The sequence below is a fragment of the Pseudomonas sp. SCPG-7 genome (assembly GCF_002156405.1).
Classification (GTDB): Bacteria; Pseudomonadota; Gammaproteobacteria; order Pseudomonadales; family Pseudomonadaceae; genus Aquipseudomonas; species Aquipseudomonas parakoreensis.
In genome coordinates this window covers 125,512-146,501 of record NZ_MVOO01000007.1, presented here as the reverse complement: position 1 = coordinate 146,501, position 20,990 = coordinate 125,512, and the positions used below count along the sequence as shown (strand labels likewise).

The 20,990-nt window shown below is 61.3% G+C and carries 17 protein-coding genes; 15 read left to right on the top strand and 2 right to left on the bottom strand.

All coding sequences use genetic code 11. The features are described from left to right. Positions 1 to 140 precede the first annotated feature (140 nt). Together B1722_RS15270 and B1722_RS15265 are read left to right on the top strand one after the other, a co-directional pair. The gene (locus tag B1722_RS15270; protein WP_041066025.1) at positions 141 to 1,100 is read left to right on the top strand and encodes a tRNA-dihydrouridine synthase; all 960 of its coding nucleotides are present in this window, start codon (positions 141 to 143) and stop codon (positions 1,098 to 1,100) included. A gap of 121 nt (positions 1,101 to 1,221) precedes the next feature. Beyond that, complete coding sequence (locus B1722_RS15265; protein WP_007969230.1) at positions 1,222 to 1,665, top strand: Hsp20 family protein; 444 nt, start codon at positions 1,222 to 1,224, stop codon at positions 1,663 to 1,665. A 47-nt stretch (positions 1,666 to 1,712) separates the two neighbouring features. Here B1722_RS15265 and B1722_RS15260 read toward each other — a convergent pair whose 3' ends face one another. Further along, positions 1,713 to 4,991, bottom strand: a complete 3,279-nt coding sequence (locus tag B1722_RS15260) for a PAS domain S-box protein (RefSeq protein WP_041066032.1) — start codon at positions 4,989 to 4,991, stop codon at positions 1,713 to 1,715. A 68-nt stretch (positions 4,992 to 5,059) separates the two neighbouring features. Then, the gene (locus B1722_RS15255) at positions 5,060 to 5,950 is read right to left on the bottom strand and encodes a LysR family transcriptional regulator (protein WP_041066034.1); all 891 of its coding nucleotides are present in this window, start codon (positions 5,948 to 5,950) and stop codon (positions 5,060 to 5,062) included. Positions 5,951 to 6,091: 141 nt separating this feature from the next. Here B1722_RS15255 and leuC point away from each other — a divergent pair, with 141 nt between their 5' ends. The 13 genes from leuC (at position 6,092) to B1722_RS15190 (ending at position 20,957) form a co-directional block, all read left to right on the top strand. After that, a complete protein-coding gene (gene leuC, locus B1722_RS15250; RefSeq protein WP_041066037.1) occupies positions 6,092 to 7,510 on the top strand; it encodes a 3-isopropylmalate dehydratase large subunit in 1,419 nt (472 codons plus the stop codon). Between the two features lie 13 nt (positions 7,511 to 7,523). After that, positions 7,524 to 8,168: a 3-isopropylmalate dehydratase small subunit gene (gene leuD, locus B1722_RS15245; protein ID WP_041066040.1), complete on the top strand. Its 645-nt coding sequence runs from the start codon at positions 7,524 to 7,526 to the stop codon at positions 8,166 to 8,168. Positions 8,169 to 8,296: 128 nt separating this feature from the next. Then, positions 8,297 to 9,064 (top strand): class I SAM-dependent methyltransferase, encoded by a 768-nt coding sequence (locus B1722_RS15240; protein WP_041066042.1) that lies wholly within the window; start codon positions 8,297 to 8,299, stop codon positions 9,062 to 9,064. Positions 9,065 to 9,118: 54 nt separating this feature from the next. Continuing rightward, positions 9,119 to 10,201 (top strand): 3-isopropylmalate dehydrogenase, encoded by a 1,083-nt coding sequence (leuB, locus tag B1722_RS15235; protein WP_041066045.1) that lies wholly within the window; start codon positions 9,119 to 9,121, stop codon positions 10,199 to 10,201. A 66-nt stretch (positions 10,202 to 10,267) separates the two neighbouring features. Continuing rightward, positions 10,268 to 11,380 (top strand): aspartate-semialdehyde dehydrogenase, encoded by a 1,113-nt coding sequence (gene asd, locus B1722_RS15230; protein ID WP_003226428.1) that lies wholly within the window; start codon positions 10,268 to 10,270, stop codon positions 11,378 to 11,380. Positions 11,381 to 11,594: 214 nt separating this feature from the next. Next, complete coding sequence (locus tag B1722_RS15225; protein WP_041066047.1) at positions 11,595 to 12,605, top strand: aspartate-semialdehyde dehydrogenase; 1,011 nt, start codon at positions 11,595 to 11,597, stop codon at positions 12,603 to 12,605. Positions 12,606 to 12,813: 208 nt separating this feature from the next. Then, positions 12,814 to 15,447, top strand: a complete 2,634-nt coding sequence (locus B1722_RS15220; RefSeq protein ID WP_086793222.1) for a FimV/HubP family polar landmark protein — start codon at positions 12,814 to 12,816, stop codon at positions 15,445 to 15,447. Between the two features lie 242 nt (positions 15,448 to 15,689). Next, a complete protein-coding gene (truA, locus tag B1722_RS15215) occupies positions 15,690 to 16,514 on the top strand; it encodes a tRNA pseudouridine(38-40) synthase TruA (protein ID WP_041066053.1) in 825 nt (274 codons plus the stop codon). A gap of 65 nt (positions 16,515 to 16,579) precedes the next feature. Further along, positions 16,580 to 17,224, top strand: a complete 645-nt coding sequence (locus B1722_RS15210; RefSeq protein ID WP_086793218.1) for a phosphoribosylanthranilate isomerase — start codon at positions 16,580 to 16,582, stop codon at positions 17,222 to 17,224. Positions 17,225 to 17,424: 200 nt separating this feature from the next. Further along, entirely contained in the window at positions 17,425 to 18,345 is a 921-nt protein-coding gene (gene accD / locus B1722_RS15205; RefSeq protein WP_041066058.1) for an acetyl-CoA carboxylase, carboxyltransferase subunit beta, read from the top strand. Then, on the top strand, positions 18,342 to 19,649 hold the full coding sequence (gene folC / locus B1722_RS15200; RefSeq protein WP_041066062.1) for a bifunctional tetrahydrofolate synthase/dihydrofolate synthase: 1,308 nt from the start codon (positions 18,342 to 18,344) through the stop codon (positions 19,647 to 19,649). The genes accD and folC overlap by 4 nt, the downstream gene beginning before the upstream one ends. After that, the gene (locus tag B1722_RS15195; protein ID WP_041066065.1) at positions 19,633 to 20,298 is read left to right on the top strand and encodes an SPOR domain-containing protein; all 666 of its coding nucleotides are present in this window, start codon (positions 19,633 to 19,635) and stop codon (positions 20,296 to 20,298) included. The genes folC and B1722_RS15195 overlap by 17 nt, the downstream gene beginning before the upstream one ends. Positions 20,299 to 20,396: 98 nt before the next feature. Next, positions 20,397 to 20,957 (top strand): CvpA family protein, encoded by a 561-nt coding sequence (locus B1722_RS15190; RefSeq protein ID WP_007961197.1) that lies wholly within the window; start codon positions 20,397 to 20,399, stop codon positions 20,955 to 20,957. The last annotated feature ends 33 nt before the right edge of the window (positions 20,958 to 20,990 follow it).

Below are 20,990 nucleotides of genomic sequence, written 5' to 3'. Positions count from 1 at the left end.
TGCGATCTTTTGATTGTGATCCTTAAAAATCAAAGTCAAAAGATCGCAGCCTGCGGCAGCTCCTACAGGTGGTCGTGGGTTTAACTGGCTTAATCCAGTAAACTGCCGCACGTTTTTTCTTCCTGAGTAGTGTTTTTCCCATGCAAATTGCCTTGGCGCCCATGGAGGGGTTGGTCGACGACATCCTGCGCGACGTGCTGACCCGCGTTGGCGGCATCGACTGGTGCGTGACCGAATTCATTCGGGTCAACGATCAGCTGCTCACCCCGGCTTATTTCCACAAGTTCGGCCCGGAGCTGCTCAACGGCGCCCGCACCCGTTCCGGCGTGCCGCTGCGCGTGCAATTGTTGGGTTCCGATCCGGTGTGCCTGGCGGAAAACGCGGCGCTGGCCTGCGAACTCGGCTCGCAAGTGATCGACCTGAACTTCGGCTGCCCGGCCAAGACCGTCAACAAATCCCGGGGCGGGGCGGTGCTGCTCAAGGAGCCGGAGCTGCTGAACAGCATCGTCGAGCACGTGCGTCGTGCCGTGCCGGCGCACATCCCGGTCACCGCGAAGATGCGCCTCGGTTTCGACAGCCCTGACGGCTCGCTGGTCTGCGCGACAGCGCTGGCCGAGGGCGGCGCCGAACACATCGTGGTTCACGCCCGCACCAAGGTCGATGGCTACAAGCCGCCGGCGCATTGGGAGTGGATTCCGCGGGTGCAGGACGTGGTCAAGGTGCCGGTGTTCGCCAACGGTGATATCTGGAGCGTCGAGGACTGGCGCCGCTGCCGCGAGATCAGCGGCGTCGAAGACATCATGCTCGGACGTGGTCTGGTATCGCGCCCGGATCTTGCCAGGCAGATCGCCGCTGCGCGCGCTGGTGAAGACGTGGTCGAGATGAGCTGGGCCGAGCTGCTGCCGCTGATTCAGGACTTTTGGCTGCAAGCCAAAGCGCAGATGACCGCACGCCAATCGCCGGGTCGCTTGAAGCAGTGGCTGGCGATGCTGACGCGCAATTATCCCGAGGCGACCGAGCTGTTTACCGTGCTGCGTCGCGAGACAGAACCGGACCAGGTCTCGCGTTTGCTGGGTTTGCCGGTCGCCGCCGCAGCCTGAAAAAAATCTGCAAATACTCTCTTGAAATCATTTTGGCGGTCCCTATCTAAGGGTTACGCGATGCCGAATTCGGGTCGCGGAGTCAAAAAACCTTGCTGATTGTTTTCAGGAGATTTGAACCATGAGTACTGCATTTTCCCTGGCACCACTGTTCCGTTCCTCGGTGGGTTTCGACCGTTTCAACGACCTGTTCGAAACCGCGCTGCGCAACGAGCCAGGCAGCACCTACCCACCCTACAACGTGGAAAAACACGGTGACGATCAATACCGCATCGTCGTAGCGGCAGCCGGTTTCCAGGAAGAAGACCTGGAGCTGCAAGTCGAGAAGGGTGTGCTGACCATCAGTGGCGGCAAGCGTGATGCCAACGAAGGCGTGACCTTCCTGCATCAAGGCATTGCCCAGCGGGCTTTCAAGCTGTCCTTCCGCCTGGCCGATCACATCGAGATCAAGGCCGCCGATCTGAGCAACGGTCTGCTGAGCATCGACTTGTTGCGGGTGATCCCGGAAGAAGCGAAAGCCAAGCGCATCCCGATCAACGGAGCGCAGAAGCCGGTTCTGCAATAAGGCCGAGCAAAAAAGAAGGGCGCCACTGGCGCCCTTTTTTGTGCTCGTCATTCGAGCATCTTTTTCAACGCCTCCAACGCCACCGGCCGACTGTGCAGATAGCCCTGATACAAATGGCAGCCCAGCCCTTGCAGGAACGCCAGTTGTTCCGGCGTCTCCACGCCTTCGGCAATCACCTCCAGTTCCAGGCTGCGGGCCATGGCGACGATAGCGCGGATGATCTCGGCGTCGTTGGGGTCGGTGGTTGCGTCGCGGATGAACGACTGGTCGATTTTCAGAGTATCGACCGGCAGGCGCTTGAGGTAAGTCAGCGATGAATAGCCGGTGCCGAAATCGTCCATGGCGAAGCTCACGCCGAGTTTTTTCAGGCGACGCATTTTGCTGATGGTGTCTTCCAGGTTCTGGATGACGATGCCTTCGGTGATCTCCAGTTTCAGCAGCGAGCAGGGCAGGCCGTGGCTGCTCATGCTGTGTTCGATGCGTTCGACGAAGTCGTTCTGGCGGAATTGTCGTGGGCTGATGTTCACGCACAGGCTGAAGTTGAGCGGGTCGACCAGTTTCAGCGCGATCAATTGTTTGAACGCCTCGCAGGCCTCGTCGAGGATCCAGGTGCCGACTTCCAGAATCAGGCCGCTGTCTTCCAGCACCTTGATGAATTCGGTGGGCGATTGCGCGCCCAGTTCCGGATGGTTCCAGCGCACCAGCGCTTCGGCGCCAATGATGCGGTTGTCCTGTGCGTCGACCTGCGGTTGGTAGTGCACGTTGAATTCGCCACGGGACAGCGCCAGACGCAAGTCAGTCTCCATGCGCAGCCGTTCGCTGGCCGCTTTCTGCATGGTGTTGTGGTACATCTGCGTGGTGTTGCGCCCGGAGTCCTTGGCCCGGTACAGCGCAATGTCGGCGCGCTTGAGCAGGTCGGTCGGGGTCGAGCCGTGGTCGGGAATCAGCGCCACGCCGATACTCGGTGTCACTTGCAGGCGCTGGCCGTCGAGGAACATCGGCTCCGACAGCAGCTCGCGAATGGTGTCGGCCAGTTCTCGCACTTGCGCGCTGACCTCGTTGCGCGTGCCTTCGAGGCCGCTGAGCAGTACCACGAATTCATCGCCGCCGAGACGCGCCACCGTGTCCTCCATGCGCACGCTGGCTTCAAGCCGCGCGGTGATGATTTTCAGCACCGTATCGCCGACCGGATGACCCAGCGAGTCGTTGATGTGCTTGAAGTGATCGAGGTCGAGGAACAGCAGTGCACCGCGCAGGTTGTGGCGCTTGAGCAGGGCAATCTGCTGGCTCAGGCGATCCATCAGCAAGGCGCGGTTGGGCAGATTGGTGAGCGGGTCGTGATAGGCCAGGTGGCGGATCTGCGCCTCGGCATTTTTCAGCAGGCTGACGTCGCGCGCGGTCAGCAGCAGGCACGCGGTTTCGTTGAGGGTGATCGGTTCGATCGACACCTCCACCGTCAGCAACTCGCCGCGCTTGTTGCGTCCGAGCATTTCCTGATGATGCACGCGACCCTTGATCTGCAGTTCGGCGAGCAGCGCCGAGCGTTGTTTCTCTTCGGCCCAGATGCCGATCTGATACACGGTCTTGCCCACCACCTCGTCGGCGCGATAGCCGGTCAGGCGGCAAAAACCGTCGTTGACCTCCAGATAGCGCCCGGTGTCGCGCTCGGTGATGGTGATCGCGTCGGGGCTGGAGTGGAACGCCTTGGCGAATTTCTCTTCGCTGGCCTTGAGTGCGGCCTCGGAGCGTTGCTGTTGAGTGATGTCGCGCAGGGTGGTGACGATGCACGGCTGATTGCCGACGCTGATCTGCCGACTGGAAATCACACACGTCAGCGACTGGCCGTCCTTGTGCTGGACGATGATCGCGACATTGCTCAGGCCCTGTTCGCGGATGACGCGTTCGATGCGTTGCAGGCTCTTTGCCGAGGCGTCCCACAGGCCGATGTCCTCGGCGGTGCGCCCGATCACGTCGGCGGCGCTCCAGCCGAAGGTCTGGGTGAAGCTGTTGTTGATTTCGATGAACTCGCCGCTGTCCTGACGGGTGACGCAAATCGGGTCCGGACTGACCTGAAACAGCGTGGCGAATTTCTCTTCCGAGGCCACCAGGCGTTGCTCGCGCTCGACCTGATCGGTGATGTCCAGCAAGGTCCCGGCCATGCGCAGCGGCGCGCCGTTCTCGTCGCGGTAGAGGCGGGCGCGGCTTTCCAGATAACGTGAGCTGCCGTCGGGCAGTTGCACGCGATAAGTCAGCTGATAGTTGCCGGCCGGGCCCTCGCGCAGGCTGCGGTAGGCGTCGCGCATGCTGTCGCGCTCCTCACCGGGCACGCCTTCGAAAAACTCTTCGAATGACTCGTGAAACGGGATCGGTTCCAGCCCGTGCAACTGCGCGGCCCGCGCCGAGCCGTAGAGCATGCCGCTGGGAATGTGCCAGTCCCAGGTGCCGAGCTGCGCCGAATCCAGCGCCAGATCAAGGCGTTCCTGACTGTCTTTCAAGGCGTGTTCGGCGGCTTTGCGCTCGGTGGTGTCGAGGAACGTGCTGAGCAGATACGGCTGGCCTTCGAGCTCGACCTTCTGCGCGCTGAGAATGCCGTCATGAATCTGTCCGTTGCTGGCGCGAAACTGCACTTCCATGCTGACCAGTTCGCCTTTGGCCTTGGTCTTTTTCACCAGTTCGGCACGTTGTTCGGGGTGTACCCACAGGCCCAGCTCCAGAGTGGTGCGGCCAATGGCGCTCTGCACCGGCCAACCGAACAAGCTTTCGAAATACTGGTTGGCCTCGCTGATCAGGCCGTCTTCCTGGCGCGTCAGCAGCACCATGTTCGGGCAAAGATGAAAGAGTGTGGCGAAACGTTTCTCCGAGCTGCTCAGGGCCTGCTCGCGTTGACGCTGGTGGGTGATTTCGCGAATCACCCCGATCATTCGGGGACGGCCGTTTTTGTCCGGCAGCAGGCTGCCGCTGATTTCCAGCCAGTGCAGGCTGCCGTCGGGCCAGCGGATACGGTGGTGCATCGCCTGTTCCAGCGGCGCGCCGGCAATCACCGCGTGGAAGGCGCGCACGGTTTTCGCCCGGTCTTCGGGCGGCAGCAGGTCGAGATATTCCAGATCCTGGGGCAACGGTTGACGTGGATCGAAGCCGAACAGCGCCTGAGTGCCCCGTGACCAGCTGATCTGACCACGCTCGATGTCCCAATACCAGGCGCCGAGCCGGGCGCCGTTGAGTGCGGCGAGCAGTTGCGGCGCACTCTCCCAGCTCTGCTCGGAACGTCGCGGATCAATGGCCTGAATACGCGGCATCGGCGGAATTCGGTCAACAGATTTCGGCATTGTTAACAGGCCTTGAGCTGATGGTGGCGTTAGGCACAGGGACAGCGGCTCTATAGGAGTAGCACAAGTTAGCCGGGAGTCCCTGGCAGATCGATTTGCGCATCCAGCAAGGCCATGAAAGCCCTTGCCGCATTCGACAGCGTCCGTTCGGTGTGCACGATATAGCCTAGCTGGCGACTGAGCTGTATGCCCGGCAAAGGTATGCGCGCCACCTGTTCGTCAAGCATGGTACGGGGCAGAACACTCCAGGCCAGTCCAATGGACACCATCATCTTGATGGTTTCCAGGTAGTTGGTGCTCATGGCGATGTTCGGCGTCAGCCCTTGGGCTTCGAACAAGCGTTGGACAATGTGATGAGTAAAGGTGTTGCCGCCGGGAAAAACTGCCGGATGACCGGCAACGTCCGCCAGGCTCACGGCGCCATTGCTGATCAGCGAATGCTCCGGCGCTACCACGAAATCCAGCGGGTCGTCCCACACCGGCGTGGCTTTGACCAGCGTGTGCGGCTCCGGGGCCAGAGTGATTACCGCCAGCTCGGCGCGGCCGTGGAGAATTTCCTCGTAGGCCACTTCCGAATCGAGGAACTGAATATCCAGCGCCACTTGTGGGTAGCGGCGGGTGAATTCCCTCAAGAGTGGCGGCAAACGGTGCAAACCGATGTGGTGACTGGTGGCCAGGGTCAGGCGGCCGCTGACTTCGCCGGTCAGGTTGGTCAGGGCGCGGCGGGTATCATCCAGCACGTTGAGAATCTGGTAAGCCCGGGGCAACAGGGCGCGGCCGGCTTCGGTGAGGCCGACTTCACGACCCAGGCGGTCGAACAGTCGCACGTTCAATTGTTGTTCCAGCCCGGCGATGCGTTTGCTGATCGCCGGTTGGGTCAGATGCAGGCGTTCCCCGGCGCCGGAGAAGCTGCCGGTCTCGGCAATGGCGATAAACGCATTGAGGTTGGCCAGATCCATGGTTCGTATTCCAGTTGGTTATCCAAAGCATAAAAAATATGAATTTGAGTTATTTAATGTAACCCCATAGGATCGGCCTCACAAGCCAAAGGGTTATTGATAAGCCCAGGGCATAGAAACAAGCTGATGAGGAACCGTCTGATGGCCGGCAAAACGCTCTACGACAAGCTCTGGGATTCGCATTTGGTCAAGCAGCGCGACGATGGCTCGGCGCTGATCTACATCGACCGTCACATCATCCACGAAGTGACCTCGCCGCAAGCCTTCGAAGGCCTGCGTCTGGCCGGGCGCAAGCCGTGGCGCATCGATGCCAACATCGCGACCCCGGACCACAACGTACCGACCACACCGGAGCGCAAGGGCGGCATCGCCGCGATTGCCGACCAGGTCTCGCGTTTGCAGGTTCAGACCCTCGATGACAACTGTGATGAGTACGGCATCGTCGAGTTCAAGATGAACGACATCCGTCAGGGCATCGTCCACGTGATCAGCCCGGAGCAGGGCGCAACCTTGCCGGGCATGACCGTGGTCTGCGGCGACTCGCACACCTCGACCCACGGTGCCTTCGGTGCCTTGGCGCACGGGATCGGCACTTCCGAGGTCGAGCACGTGCTCGCCACCCAGTGCCTGGTCGCCAAGAAGATGAAAAACATGCTGGTACGCGTCGAAGGCCAGTTGCCGTTCGGCGTGACGGCCAAGGACATCGTCCTCGCGGTGATCGGCAAGATCGGCACCGCCGGCGGTAACGGCCATGCCATCGAATTCGCCGGCAGCGCGATTCGTGATCTGTCCGTCGAAGGCCGCATGACCATCTGCAACATGTCCATCGAAGCCGGCGCCCGCGTGGGTCTGGTGGCAGCGGATGAAAAGACCGTCGAGTACGTCAAGGGCCGTCCGTTCGCGCCGAAAGGTGCGCAGTGGGATCAGGCGGTTGAAGCCTGGAAAGACCTGGTCTCCGACGCTGATGCCAAGTTCGACACCGTAGTTGAACTCGACGCTGCGCAGATCAAGCCGCAAGTCAGCTGGGGCACTTCGCCTGAAATGGTGCTGGCCGTTGATCAGAACGTGCCGGATCCGGCCAAAGAGATGGATCTGGTCAAGCGCGATTCGATCGTCCGCGCCTTGAAATACATGGGTTTGAGCGCCAATCAGGCGATCACCGACATTCAGCTGGATCGCGTGTTCATCGGCTCCTGCACCAACTCGCGCATCGAAGACTTGCGCGCTGCGGCCGTGATCGCCAAGGGTCGCAAAGTCGCTTCGACGATCAAGCAGGCAATCGTCGTACCGGGCTCGGGTCTGGTGAAGGCGCAGGCGGAAGCCGAAGGTCTCGACAAGATCTTCCTCGAAGCCGGTTTTGAGTGGCGTGAGCCGGGTTGCTCGATGTGCCTGGCGATGAACCCGGACCGTTTGGAGTCCGGCGAGCATTGCGCCTCGACCTCCAACCGTAACTTCGAAGGCCGTCAGGGCGCCGGTGGTCGTACCCACCTCGTGAGCCCGGCCATGGCCGCTGCGGCGGCGGTGAACGGTCGTTTCATCGACGTTCGTGAATTGATCTGAAGGAGAGCGCAGCATGAAAGCTTTTACCCAGCACACTGGTCTTGTCGCGCCTCTGGATCGTGCCAACGTCGACACCGACCAGATCATTCCCAAGCAGTTTTTGAAGTCGATCAAGCGCACCGGTTTCGGCCCGAACCTGTTCGACGAGTGGCGTTACCTGGATGTCGGCCAGCCGTACCAGGACAACTCCAAGCGCCCGTTGAACAAGGATTTCGTGCTCAATGCCGAGCGCTATCAAGGCGCCAGCGTGTTGCTGGCCCGTGAGAACTTCGGTTGCGGCTCCAGCCGTGAACACGCCCCGTGGGCGCTGGAAGAATACGGTTTCCGCAGCATCATCGCGCCGAGCTACGCCGACATCTTCTTTAACAACAGCTTCAAGAACGGCTTGCTGCCGATCATTCTGAGCGACGCTGAAGTTGATGAACTGTTCAAGCAGGTCGAGGCCGAGCCGGGCTATCAGTTGCAGATCGATCTGCACGAGCAGACCGTGACCAGCCCGAACGGCAAGGTGTACCACTTCGAGATCGACGCGTTCCGCAAGCATTGCCTGCTCAATGGTCTGGATGATATCGGCCTGACCTTGCAGGACGGCGATGCGATTGCCGCGTTCGAGGCCAAGCATCGTGTGAGCCAGCCTTGGTTGTTCCGCGACGCATAAGATTGATGTAGTCAGGGCTGGCCCCTTCGCGAGCAAGCTCGCTCCCACATTTGAAATGCATTCCCCTGTGGGAGCGGGCTTGCTCGCGAAGAGGCCGGCCCAAACAACACAAATGCCAGGAAGTGACTATGACCAGCACCGCCCAGCACAGTCAGGTTGTACAAAAGCAATTCGGTGAACAGGCCGCCGCCTACCTGAGCAGCGCTGTTCACGCTCAAGGCACCGAGTTCGCGCTGCTACAGGCTGAACTGGCCGGGCAGGGCGAAGCCCGGCTGCTGGACCTGGGTTGCGGCGCCGGTCATGTGAGTTTTCATGTGGCGCCGCTGGTCAAGGAAGTGGTGGCCTACGACTTGTCGCAGCAAATGCTCGATGTGGTCGCCGCCGCAGCGGTTGATCGCGGTTTTGCCAACATCTCCACGGTCAACGGCGCCGCCGAGCGCCTGCCGTTTGCCGATGGCGAATTCGATTTCGTGTTCAGCCGTTATTCGGCGCACCATTGGAGCGACCTCGGCGTGGCCCTGCGTGAAGTGCGTCGGGTGCTGAAACCGGGTGGTGTGGCGGCGTTCGTTGACGTGTTGTCACCGGGCAGCCCGTTGTTCGACACCTATCTGCAGAGCGTTGAAGTGCTGCGCGACACCAGCCATGTGCGCGATTATTCTGCCGGCGAGTGGCTGCGTCAGGTCAGCGAGGCCGGGCTGCATACCCGCAGCACCACGCGTCAGCGTCTGCGTCTGGAGTACAGCAGCTGGGTCGAGCGCATGCGCACGCCCGAGGTGATGCGCGGGGCGATCCGCCAGTTGCAGCAGTCGATGGGCAACGAAGTGCGCGAATATTTTGAGATTGATGCCGACGGCTCGTTCAGTACAGATGTAATCGTATTGATGGCTGAGCGATAAGAATTTTTCCGGGCGCGCCCTGAGTGGCGCACCGACTGATGACATGAGGAAAGCATGAGCAAGCAGATTCTGATTCTCCCAGGTGACGGTATTGGTCCGGAAATCATGGCCGAAGCGGTCAAGGTGCTGGAGCTGGCCAACGACAAGTACAGCCTGGGCTTCGAGCTGAGTCATGATGTGATCGGTGGTGCCGCCATCGACAAGCACGGCGTGCCACTGGCCGACGAAACCCTCGACCGCGCCCGTGCTGCCGACGCCGTCCTGCTGGGCGCCGTGGGCGGTCCGAAATGGGACGCCATCGAGCGCGACATCCGCCCTGAGCGCGGCCTGCTGAAGATTCGTGCGCAACTGGGCCTGTTCGGCAACCTGCGTCCGGCGATCCTCTACCCGCAACTGGCCGACGCTTCGAGCCTGAAGCCGGAAATCGTGGCCGGTCTGGACATCCTGATCGTCCGTGAGCTGACCGGCGGCATCTACTTCGGCGCGCCACGCGGCACCCGCACCCTGGAAAACGGCGAGCGTCAGTCCTACGACACCCTGCCGTACAGCGAGAGCGAGATCCGCCGTATCGCCCGCGTCGGTTTCGACATGGCCATGGTTCGCGGCAAGAAGCTGTGCTCGGTGGACAAGGCCAACGTGCTGGCGTCCAGCCAACTGTGGCGTGAAGTGGTCGAGCAGGTCGCCAAGGATTACCCTGAAGTCGAACTGAGCCACATGTACGTCGACAACGCCGCCATGCAACTGGTGCGCGCACCGAAGCAGTTCGACGTGATCGTCACCGACAACATGTTCGGCGACATTCTCTCCGACGAAGCCTCGATGCTTACCGGATCGATCGGCATGCTGCCGTCGGCTTCGCTGGATTCGAACAACAAGGGCATGTACGAGCCTTGCCACGGTTCGGCGCCGGACATCGCCGGCAAAGGCATTGCCAACCCGTTGGCGACCATTCTGTCGGTGTCGATGATGCTGCGTTACAGCTTCAATCTGCACGACGCGGCCGATGCCATCGAGAAAGCCGTCAGCGTGGTGCTGGATCAAGGCTTGCGTACCGGTGACATCTATTCGGCCGGTTGTACCAAAGTCGGAACGCAGGAAATGGGTGACGCAGTAGTCGCCGCGCTGCGGAATCTGTAATCTCTCGGGCCCGCTGCGAAATTCAATACAAAGCAGCGGCCCACTTTTCAAGAAGGTGTAGTTGCGATGAAACGTGTAGGTCTGATCGGTTGGCGCGGCATGGTCGGTTCCGTGCTCATGCAGCGGATGCTGGAAGAGCAGGATTTCGATCTTATCGAGCCGGTGTTTTTCACCACTTCCAATGTCGGTGGCCAAGGCCCGTCCGTGGGCAAGGACATTGCTCCGCTCAAGGACGCTTACAGCATTGAAGAGCTGAAAACCCTCGACGTGATCCTGACCTGCCAGGGCGGCGACTACACCAGCGAAGTGTTCCCGAAGCTGCGCGAAGCCGGCTGGCAGGGTTACTGGATCGACGCGGCGTCCAGCCTGCGCATGAACGATGACGCCGTGATCATTCTCGACCCGGTCAATCGCAAGGTCATCGACCAGCAGCTGGATGCGGGCACCAAGAACTACATCGGCGGCAACTGCACCGTCAGCCTGATGCTGATGGGCCTGGGCGGTCTGTTCGAGGCCGGTCTGGTCGAGTGGATGAGCGCCATGACGTATCAGGCGGCCTCCGGTGCCGGCGCGCAGAACATGCGTGAACTGATCAAGCAGATGGGCGCGACCCACGCCGCTGTCGCCGATCAACTGGCCGACCCGGCCAGCGCGATCCTCGACATCGACCGTCGTGTGGCCGAAGCCATGCGCAGCGACGCGTACCCGACCGAGAACTTCGGCGTACCGCTGGCCGGCAGCCTGATCCCGTGGATCGACAAGGAACTGCCGAACGGCCAGAGCCGTGAAGAGTGGAAGGCCCAGGCCGAGACCAACAAGATCCTTGGCCGCTTCAAGAGCCCGATCCCGGTCGACGGTATCTGCGTGCGCATCGGCGCCATGCGTTGCCACAGCCAGGCGCTGACCATCAAGCTGAACAAAGACGTGCCGATCGCCGACATCGAAGGGCTGATCAGCCAGCACAACCCTTGGGTCAAACTGGTACCGAACAACCGCGACATCAGCATGCAGGAGCTGAGTCCGACCAAGGTCACCGGCACCCTGAACGTCCCGGTGGGTCGTCTGCGCAAGCTGAACATGGGCTCGCAATTCGTCGGTGCCTTCACCGTCGGCGACCAACTGCTGTGGGGCGCGGCCGAACCGCTGCGTCGCATGCTGCGGATCCTGCTTGAGCGTTGATCGCTTGATGTAATGAAAGAACCCGTGCCTTGTGAGAGGTGCGGGTTTTTTTATGGCATTTTAAAAGATCGCAGCCTTCGGCAGCTCCTACAGAATCGGGTTCACACGCAACTCCTGTAGGAGCTGCCGAAGGCTGCGATCTTTTGCTCTAAATTGCCGAACCGCCAGTCACCCGGTAAAGTGCCGCTCCCCCCGTTTCGCCAGAGGTAGAACCATGACCCAGACCCTTGATATTGCCGTCGTCGGCGCCACCGGTACTGTCGGCGAAACCCTCGTACAGATTCTCGAAGAGCGCGACTTTCCGGTCGGTAACCTGCACCTGCTGGCCAGCAGCGAATCCGCTGGCAGCTCGGTGCTGTTTCGCAACAAGAACGTGCGCGTGCGGGAAGTCGACGAGTTCGATTTCAGCAAGGTCAAACTGGTGTTCTTCGCCGCTGGCGCTGCCGTTTCCCTGAGCTACGCGGCGCGTGCCCACGCGGCCGGTTGCTCGCTGATCGACCTGTCCGGCGCATTGCCGGCCGAGCAGGCGCCGCAAGTGGTGCCGGAAGCCAACGCCGAGGTCATCGCCGGTCTGAGCGCGCCGTTCCAGATCAGCAGCCCAAGCCCGTCGGCGACGACGCTTGCCGTGGTGCTGGCGCCGCTGCTCGATTTGCTCGACCTGCAATACGTCAACGTCACCGCCAATCTGGCCGTATCCGCCCAAGGTCGCGAAGCTGTGACCGAGCTGGCGCGGCAGACCGCCGAGTTGCTGAACATGCGTCCGCTGGAGCCGACCTTCTTCGATCGGCAGATGGCCTTCAACCTGCTGGCCCAGGTCGGTACGCCGGACGCTCAAGGCCACACGCTGCTGGAAAAGCGCCTGGTGCGCGAGCTGCGTCAGGTGTTGGCGCAGCCTTTATTAAAGATTTCCGCTACTTGCGTTCAAGCCCCGGTGTTTTTTGGCGATAGCTATAGCGTGACCTTGCAGTCAGCGAGCGCGGTCGACCTGGAAAAGGTCAACGCCGCACTGGAAGACGCACCCGGCATCGAGCTGGTTGAAGCCGGCGATTACCCGACAGCGGTGGGTGACGCGGTGGGGCAGGACGTTGTCTATGTTGGCCGTGTGCGCGCCGGTGTCGACGACCCGGCGGAACTTAATCTGTGGCTGACGTCAGATAACGTACGCAAAGGTGCGGCCCTCAACGCTGTGCAGGTTGCTGAATTGTTGATAAAAGACCTGCTGTAAAAGATACTTGGCAACAATTTGTCGACTGATTCTAGGTGAGCGCTATGCTTGCCCGGAGCACTTGATAACGTGTCACCCTCCGGGACTTTCCGGGGCATCAAAGAAATGATCGCGCGCGGCTTGTGTCGTCGTCGCGCGCAATGCCTTACGGCAGCGGCAATCAACATCTTCTCGCTGGCCGAGGAACGTTCAAACAAAGGATGAGGCTATGGTTCAAGTTCGCAAACTGGTGTTAGCAATAGCGGCCGCCTCGGCGCTGTCCTCCGGTATGGCGCATGCCCTCGGGCTCGGGGAGCTGACCCTGAAGTCGACCCTGAACCAGCCGCTGGTGGCCGAGATCGAGTTGCTCGACGTCAAGGATCTCACCGCTGCCGAAGTGGTGCCGAGCCTGGCTTCACCCGAAGATTTCGCCAAGGCCGGTGTTGATCGCCAGGCCTTCCTCAACGACCTGACGTTCACCCCGGTGCTCAACGCCAGCGGCAAGAGCGTGCTGCGCGTGACGTCGAGCAAGCCGCTGTCGGAACCGATGGTGAAATTCCTCGTGCAGGTGATGTGGCCGAATGGCCGTCTGCTGCGCGATTACAGTGTGCTGCTGGATCCGTCGAAATTCTCGCCACAGACCGCTGACGCCGCCGCGCAACCGGCGCCGTCGCAGACCATCACCGCACCGACCACCGGCGCCACGCACCCGAATCAGTACACCACCACGCCGCGCGATACCTTGTGGGAGATCGCCGCGAAGGCGCGCACCGGCGGCTCCGTGCAGCAAACCATGCTGGCGATTCAGGCGCTGAATCCGGATGCGTTCATCGATGGCAACATCAACCGGCTGAAAACCGGTCAGGTGCTGCGCCTGCCGGACTCGGTGGAAAGCACCGCGCTGCCACAGTCCAAGGCGATTGCCGAAGTTGCCGCGCAGAACGAAGCCTGGCGTCAGGGCCGTCGCTATGTGGCCAAGCCGGGTACCGGCCAGCAGCAACTCGACGCAACCAAGCGTGGTCGCAGCAACGCCGGCACCGGCCAGAATTCCAAAGACAACTTGAGCCTGGTCTCCGCCGAAAGTGCCAAGGCGCGGGGCAAAGGCCCGGCCGGCGATGCCAAGGCCTTGAGCAACAAACTGGCGGTGACTCAGGAAAGCCTCGACACGACCCGTCGTGACAACGAAGAACTGAAAAGCCGCATGGTTGATCTGCAAAGTCAGCTGGACAAGCTGCAGCGCCTGATCGAGCTGAAAAACAATCAACTGGCGAAGATGCAGGCCGAGGGTCCGGGCACTGCGCCAGCCGCCACCGCTGCCGTACCGGCGATCACCGCCGAACTGGCCGCAACGCCGCCAGCGACGCCGGCGGAGGCCGCACCTACCCCGGAATCGGCGATTGCGCCACCGGTCGACACGCCTGCCGAGGCGCCAGTGGTTGCGCCAAAACCGGTAGTCGATGAAGACAAAACCTTCAATGAACTGCTGACCAATCCGATCCTGCTGGGGCTGATCGGCGGCGGTGCGGTGGTGCTGCTGCTTCTGCTGTTGCTGCTGGCCCGTCGCCGCAAAGCCCAGCAGGAAGCCGAGAAACACCTGCGCATGGCCCGCGCGTTGGCTGAAGAGCAGGAGTTCTCTGCCGAGCAGGATCTGCCGGAAAGCAGCTTCGAAGGTCTGGAAACACCTGCCGCCAGCGTCAAGCTCAACACCCCGGCATCTGCGCCAGCGCCTGCTGCGGTAGTGGCTCCGGTGGTGATGGCCGAGCCGATTGCCGCGCCATTGGTCGCGCCGGCCGCCGAGCGTTCCGATGACGTGCTGGACAAGGCTCAGTCGCATATCAATGCCGGTCGCTTGAATCAGGCTGCCGCGCTGCTGGAAGAGGGCGTCAGTCTTGAACCGCAACGCAGTGATCTGCGGCTGAAACTGATGGAAGTTTATGGTCAACAGGGTGACCGCGATGCGTTCGTCGGTCAGGAGCGCCAGCTGGTGGCCAATGGCGACAACTTCGCCAAGGTCGAAGAGCTGAAAAAACGCTTCCCGGCCATGGCTGTAGTCGCGGTTGCGGGTCTGGCTTCAGCGGCGGCCGCTGCCGAACTCGATGCGCAATACGTCAAGGAGCTGCTGCTTGACGAGCCAGAGGCGCCTGCACCTGAGCCTGCGGCAGACGATCTGGACAGCGCGTTCGATCTGAGTCTGGACGACCTCGACAACATCACCCCGGTTGAGCCTGCGCCTGTCGTCGCACCTGAAGCCCCGGTGGAGCTGGACGAATTCCCGGCTGACGACGATCTGAGCTTTGAGTCGGTGCTGCAACAGCAGACCGAAATCAAAGAGAACCTCGACGACTTGTCGGATTTCGACCTCGATCTGGACCTCGGTGCCGAGCCTGCGCCAGCCCCGATGGCTGACCTGGCGGACGATGACTTCCTGCTGGATCTGGACGAAGGCGTGAAAGACCTGTCGCCGGCCGAGCCTGTGGTCGCCAGCGAAGTGCCACAGGACGATCTGGAGCTGCCCGCCGATTTCGATCTGTCGCTGGCCGACGAAATGGACACCAACCCGGCCGAACCGGATGCCTTCGCGGCAGAGCTGGATGACGTCAACGCCGAGCTGGATCGTCTGTCGCAGAGCATCGCCGAGCCGACCTTCACCGAAGCCGACGCGGCCATGGGCGATGAACTGGGCGCAGACGACTTCGACTTCCTCGCCGGCACCGACGAAGCCGCCACCAAACTCGATCTGGCCCAGGCCTACATCGACATGGGCGACAATGACGGCGCGCGCGACATCCTCAACGAGGTGTTGACCGAAGGTGACGAGAAGCAGCGGGGCGAGGCCAAGGAAATGCTTTCGCACCTGGCTTGAGTCAGCGGTAAAGCAAAAACGGCAGCCCGATCAAGGCTGCCGTTTTTGTTTGCTTTTTAATATCAAAAGATCGCAGCCTTCGGCAGCTCCTACAGAGGAACGTAATCTCATGTAGGAGCTGCCGAAGGCTGCGATCTTTTGATCTTGAAACTGGCATCCCCGACCCACAGCCTTATAATGCCCGCCTTTGTACATCAGCAGGCTGTCCCACCTTGGCAAACATAGATAACCCGGCCGCCGAAATGGCACCCGAAGGCTTTTACCGCGTGGCACTGGGCGTCGAGTACAAAGGCTCGCGCTACAGCGGCTGGCAGCGTCAGTTGACCGGCGTGGCCACGGTGCAGGAAGAGCTTGAAAAAGCCTTGTCGAAAGTCGCCAATTCGCCGATTTCGCTGCAGTGCGCCGGTCGCACCGATGCCGGGGTGCATGCGTGCGGGCAGGTGGTGCACTTCGACACGCCGGTCGATCGTTCGCTGAAAGCCTGGGTGATGGGCGCCAATATCAATCTGCCCCACGACATCAGTGTCAGTTGGGCGCGGGTGATGCCGGCGCATTTTCATGCGCGGTTCAAAGCCATCGCCCGACGTTACCGCTATGTGATCTACAACGATCAGATTCGTCCGGCGCATCTCAATGAAGAGATCACCTGGAACCACCGCCCGCTCGACGTCGAGCGCATGGCGCAAGCTGCGCAATATCTGATTGGCACCCACGATTTCAGTGCGTTCCGTGCCGGCCAGTGCCAGGCCAAGTCGCCGATCAAGAAGATGCATCACCTGCGCGTGACCCGGCACGGCAAGATGATCGTGCTCGATATCCGTGCCAATGCGTTCCTGCACCACATGGTGCGCAACATCGCCGGTGTGCTGATGACCATCGGTGCCGGCGAGCGCCCGGTGGAGTGGATGAAGGAAGTGCTGGAGAGCCGGGAGCGGCGCTCCGGTGGCGTGACAGCGCATCCGTATGGGTTGTATCTGGTACAGGTCGAGTATCACGACGAGTTCCCGCTGCCCGAGCGTTTCATCGGGCCACATTTCCTTACGGGTTTCTCGGACCTTGACGGCTGACGCCTCCCGACGCTTTTGTTACCATCCGGGACTTTCCCGGTTTTTACCTTGAGGTTTTTATCGACATGTCAGCCGTTCGCAGCAAGATTTGCGGGATTACCCGCATAGAGGATGCGTTGGCAGCGGTCGAGGCCGGGGCGGATGCGATCGGTTTCGTGTTTTATGCAAAGAGTCCGCGCGCAGTGAGCGTGCAGCAGGCAAGGGCGATCATTCAGGCTTTGCCGCCCTTCGTGACGACGGTGGGCTTGTTCGTCAACGCCAGTCGCTGTGAATTGGGGGAAATCCTCGATGCCGTGCCGCTGGATCTGTTGCAGTTCCATGGCGACGAGACCGCTGAAGAGTGCGAAGGCTGGCATCGTCCGTACATCAAGGCATTGCGGGTCAAGGCCGGCGACGACATCGCGGCTGCCGTCGATGTTTATCCGAGTGCCAGCGGTGTGCTGCTCGACACCTACGTCGAAGGTGTGCCCGGCGGAACCGGTGAGGCGTTCGACTGGTCATTGATTCCGCGGCAATTGAGCAAGCCGCTGATCCTGGCGGGTGGCCTGACCCCGGAAAACGTCGCCGACGCTGTGGCCCGGGTCAAACCGTACGCCGTCGATGTCAGCGGCGGGGTAGAGGCGAGCAAGGGCATCAAGGATCCTGCGAAGATCCGCGCGTTCATCAATGCCGTACGCAGCAGCTCGCAGGGAGCGTCTACTTCGATGTGACGGCTGGCAGTCTGCCGCCGTCCATCAATGCACTTGCACAAAGCAGGCGAGGCTGAGGGTTTCTGGAGTTGCACGCAGGTCATGTTTCGCGCTGACCGCGGCGTTCCACCAACCATCGCCACACACATGAATTTAGCTGAAGGGCATACGCGGGGCTGCGAACCAGAGCGTTCGGGCCGCCGGTACTGGAGAAAGAAAGCATGAGCAACTGGTTGGTAGACAAACTGATCCCTTCGATCATGCGGTCGGAGGTCAAGAAGAGCTCGGTGCCTGAAGGTCTGTGGCACAAATGCCCGTCCTGCGAGGCTGTGCTGTATCGCCCTGAGCTGGAAAAGACCCTGGATGTTTGCCCCAAGTGCAACCACCACATGCGCATCGGCGCACGGGCGCGTATCGACATCTTCCTGGATGCCGAAGGCCGCAACGAGCTGGGCGCAGACCTGGAGCCGGTTGACCGTCTGAAATTCCGCGACGGCAAGAAGTACAAGGACCGTCTGGTCGCTGCACAGAAGCAGACCGGCGAAAAGGACGCGCTGATCTCCGTCAGCGGCACCTTGCTGGGCATGCCGGTGGTGGTCTCGGCGTTCGAATTCAACTTCATGGGCGGTTCCATGGGTGCCATCGTCGGTGAGCGCTTCGTGCGCGCCGCCAACTACGCCCTGGAAAACCGTTGCCCGATGATCTGCTTCGCCGCCTCCGGTGGTGCGCGCATGCAGGAAGCGCTGATCTCGCTGATGCAGATGGCCAAGACGTCGGCCGTACTGGCGCGTCTGCGTGAAGAAGGCATTCCGTTCATCTCTGTGCTGACCGATCCGGTCTACGGCGGTGTTTCTGCCAGTCTGGCGATGCTCGGCGACGTGATCGTCGGTGAGCCAAAAGCCCTGATCGGCTTCGCCGGTCCGCGCGTGATCGAGCAGACCGTGCGGGAAAAACTGCCGGAAGGCTTCCAGCGCAGCGAGTTCCTGCTGGAGCATGGCGCAATCGACCTGATCATCGATCGTCGTGAACTGCGTCCACGCCTGGGTAATCTGCTGGCGCAGCTGACCGGCCAGCCGACACCGACCTATGTCGCCGCTCCTGTCGAGCCAATCGTCGTTCCACCGGTGCCTGCCAACGTATGACCGAACGTACCCTTGGCGAATGGCTCGCCTACCTTGAACAGTTGCATCCATCGGCCATCGACATGGGGCTGGAGCGTTCGCAACAGGTAGCGTCCCGCATGGGACTGGGCCAGCCGGCGCCTCGGGTGATCACGGTCACCGGCACCAACGGCAAGGGTTCGACCTGCGCTTTCGTGGCTTCATTGCTACGGGCGCAGGGCCTGAGCGTGGGTGTCTACAATTCTCCGCACCTGCTGCGTTACAACGAGCGGGTGCAGCTCAATGGCGTCGAAGCCACTGACGCACAGCTGTGCGAGGCCTTCGCTGCAGTCGAGGCCGGGCGAGGCGACACTTCCCTGACTTACTTCGAAATGGGCACCCTGGCGGCGTTCTGGCTGTTTCAACAGGCAAAACTTGACGCTGTGGTGCTGGAAGTCGGTCTGGGCGGGCGTCTGGATACGGTCAATGTGGTAGATGCCGATGTCGCGCTGGTCACCAGCATTGGCGTTGATCATGCCGAATACCTGGGTAACACCCGTGAATCCGTGGCTTTCGAGAAGGCCGGGATTTTCCGTCAGGGCAAACCTGCCTTGTGTGGTGACCTGAATCCTCCGCAACCGTTGCTCGACAAGGCGCGCGAATTGGCGTGTCCGTTTTTCCTGCGTGGGCGTGATTTCGACCTGGGTGTCACTGACCAGCATTGGCAATGGCGCGGTACCGATGCGCAAGGCCTGCAGGTCGAACTGCATGATTTGCCGTTGCTCGATCTGCCGATGGAAAACGCTGCGCTGGCCTTGCAGGCGTATCTGTTGCTCGGTCTGCCTTGGGATGCGTCGCAGATCGTTGCAGCCTTGCAGGCGACTCGCGTGGTCGGGCGTCTGGATCGTCGCTCCTTTGACTTCAATAGCAAGCGCCTGAACCTGCTGCTGGATGTGGGACACAACCCGCACGCGGCGGAGTATCTGGCGCGGCGTCTGGCCAGTCGGCCTCTGGCGGGCAAACGTCTGGCGGTGTTCGGCTTGCTGGCCGACAAGGATCTGGATGGTGTTGTCGGCGAATTGAATGCTAGTGTCCAGCATTGGGCGGTCGCGCCGCTGGATTCGCCGCGTTCGCGCCCGGTCAGCGAATTGCACGCCGGGTTGCAGAACCTTGGCGCATCCGTCACGTCCTATGACAGTGTCGCGGCGGCGCTGGAAGGGCAGTGCGCAGCGGCCACCAGTGACGACGAGATTCTGTTGTTCGGATCATTTTATTGTGTCGCCGAGGCCCTTGAATGGCTGGCCCGGCGCTCCACGGAGGAAGCGGCAAATGGCTTTGCTGGATAAAGCGTACAAGCAGCGCATGGTTGGCGCCCTGGTGCTGGTGGCACTGGCGGTGATTTTCCTGCCGATGCTGTTTTCCCGCCAGGACGAGCAACGTCAAGTGACAGTCGAGGCGCCATCTGCACCGCAAGCGCCGGCTGTGCCGCAAGTGCAGCTCGAGCCGGTGGCCGTGCCTGAGCCGCAAGCGCTGCCGCAGGAGCCGGTACCGAGCGATGACGAAGTGGCCGAGCAATCGGCGCCGTCGATGCCGATTGCCGCAGCACCTGCACCGGCACCCGCGCCGACCCCGGCTCCGGCAGCCAAACCGGTTGCGCCTGCGCCCGTTGCCAAACCTGCTCCGGCACCGGCTCAGCCGATTGCTGCGGCTGCGACCAAACCTGACACCGCGCAAAGCCGGGTCGATGCGAACGGTCTGTCGGTCAGCTGGTCGGTGCAACTGGCCAGCCTGTCGAGCCGAGAGGGCGCGGAATCGCTGCAGAAAACCCTGCGCAGCCAAGGCTACAACGCTTACATCCGTTCCGCCGATGGCAAGAATCGGGTGTTCGTCGGGCCGCTGATCGAACGTGCCGAGGCTGATCGCCTGCGGGATGTGTTGAGCCGTCAGCAGAACCTCAAGGGTTTTGTCGTGCGCTTTCAGCCCGAGCGCGGCTAGGATCTATCGATTCGATTGAAATGCACTGAAAATCGCAGCTTACCGACAGCGGTGCGCTCTGCTAAAATGCGCCGCCTTATCCGTCTGTAGGCTGCACTGTGCCATTTACCCTGGTTGACTGGGCGATCGTTGCAATCATCGCCATCTCCGCTTTGATCAGTTTGAGCCGCGGCTTCGTCAAGGAAGCATTATCGCTGGTGACTTGGATCATCGCAGGAGCGGTTGCCTGGATGTTCGGTGGCTCACTGTCCGAGTACCTCGCCGGATACATCGAAACCCCATCGGCTCGCGTGATCGCGGGCTGTGCCATCATGTTTGTCGCCACACTGATCGTGGGCGCAATGATCAATTATCTTATCGGCGAGTTGGTGCGCGTGACCGGGTTGTCTGGCACCGACCGATTCCTGGGCATGGCCTTCGGCGCGGCGCGTGGCGTGTTGCTGGTGGTCGTGGCAGTCGGGCTGTTGAGCCTGGGGCCGGTACAGCAGGACGGGTGGTGGAAAGAATCACAGCTCGTGCCAAAGTTTCTATTGGTCGCCGACTGGTCCAAAAACCTGATTCTCGGGTGGAGCAGTCAGTGGCTTGCCAGCGGAATCAGCGTACCCGCTGATATTCCGTTCAAGGAGCAACTCTTGCCGTCGGCCAAAACGCCTCAGTGAGTGTTGTTCAGTTCAGATCCATTAAGTAGGGGT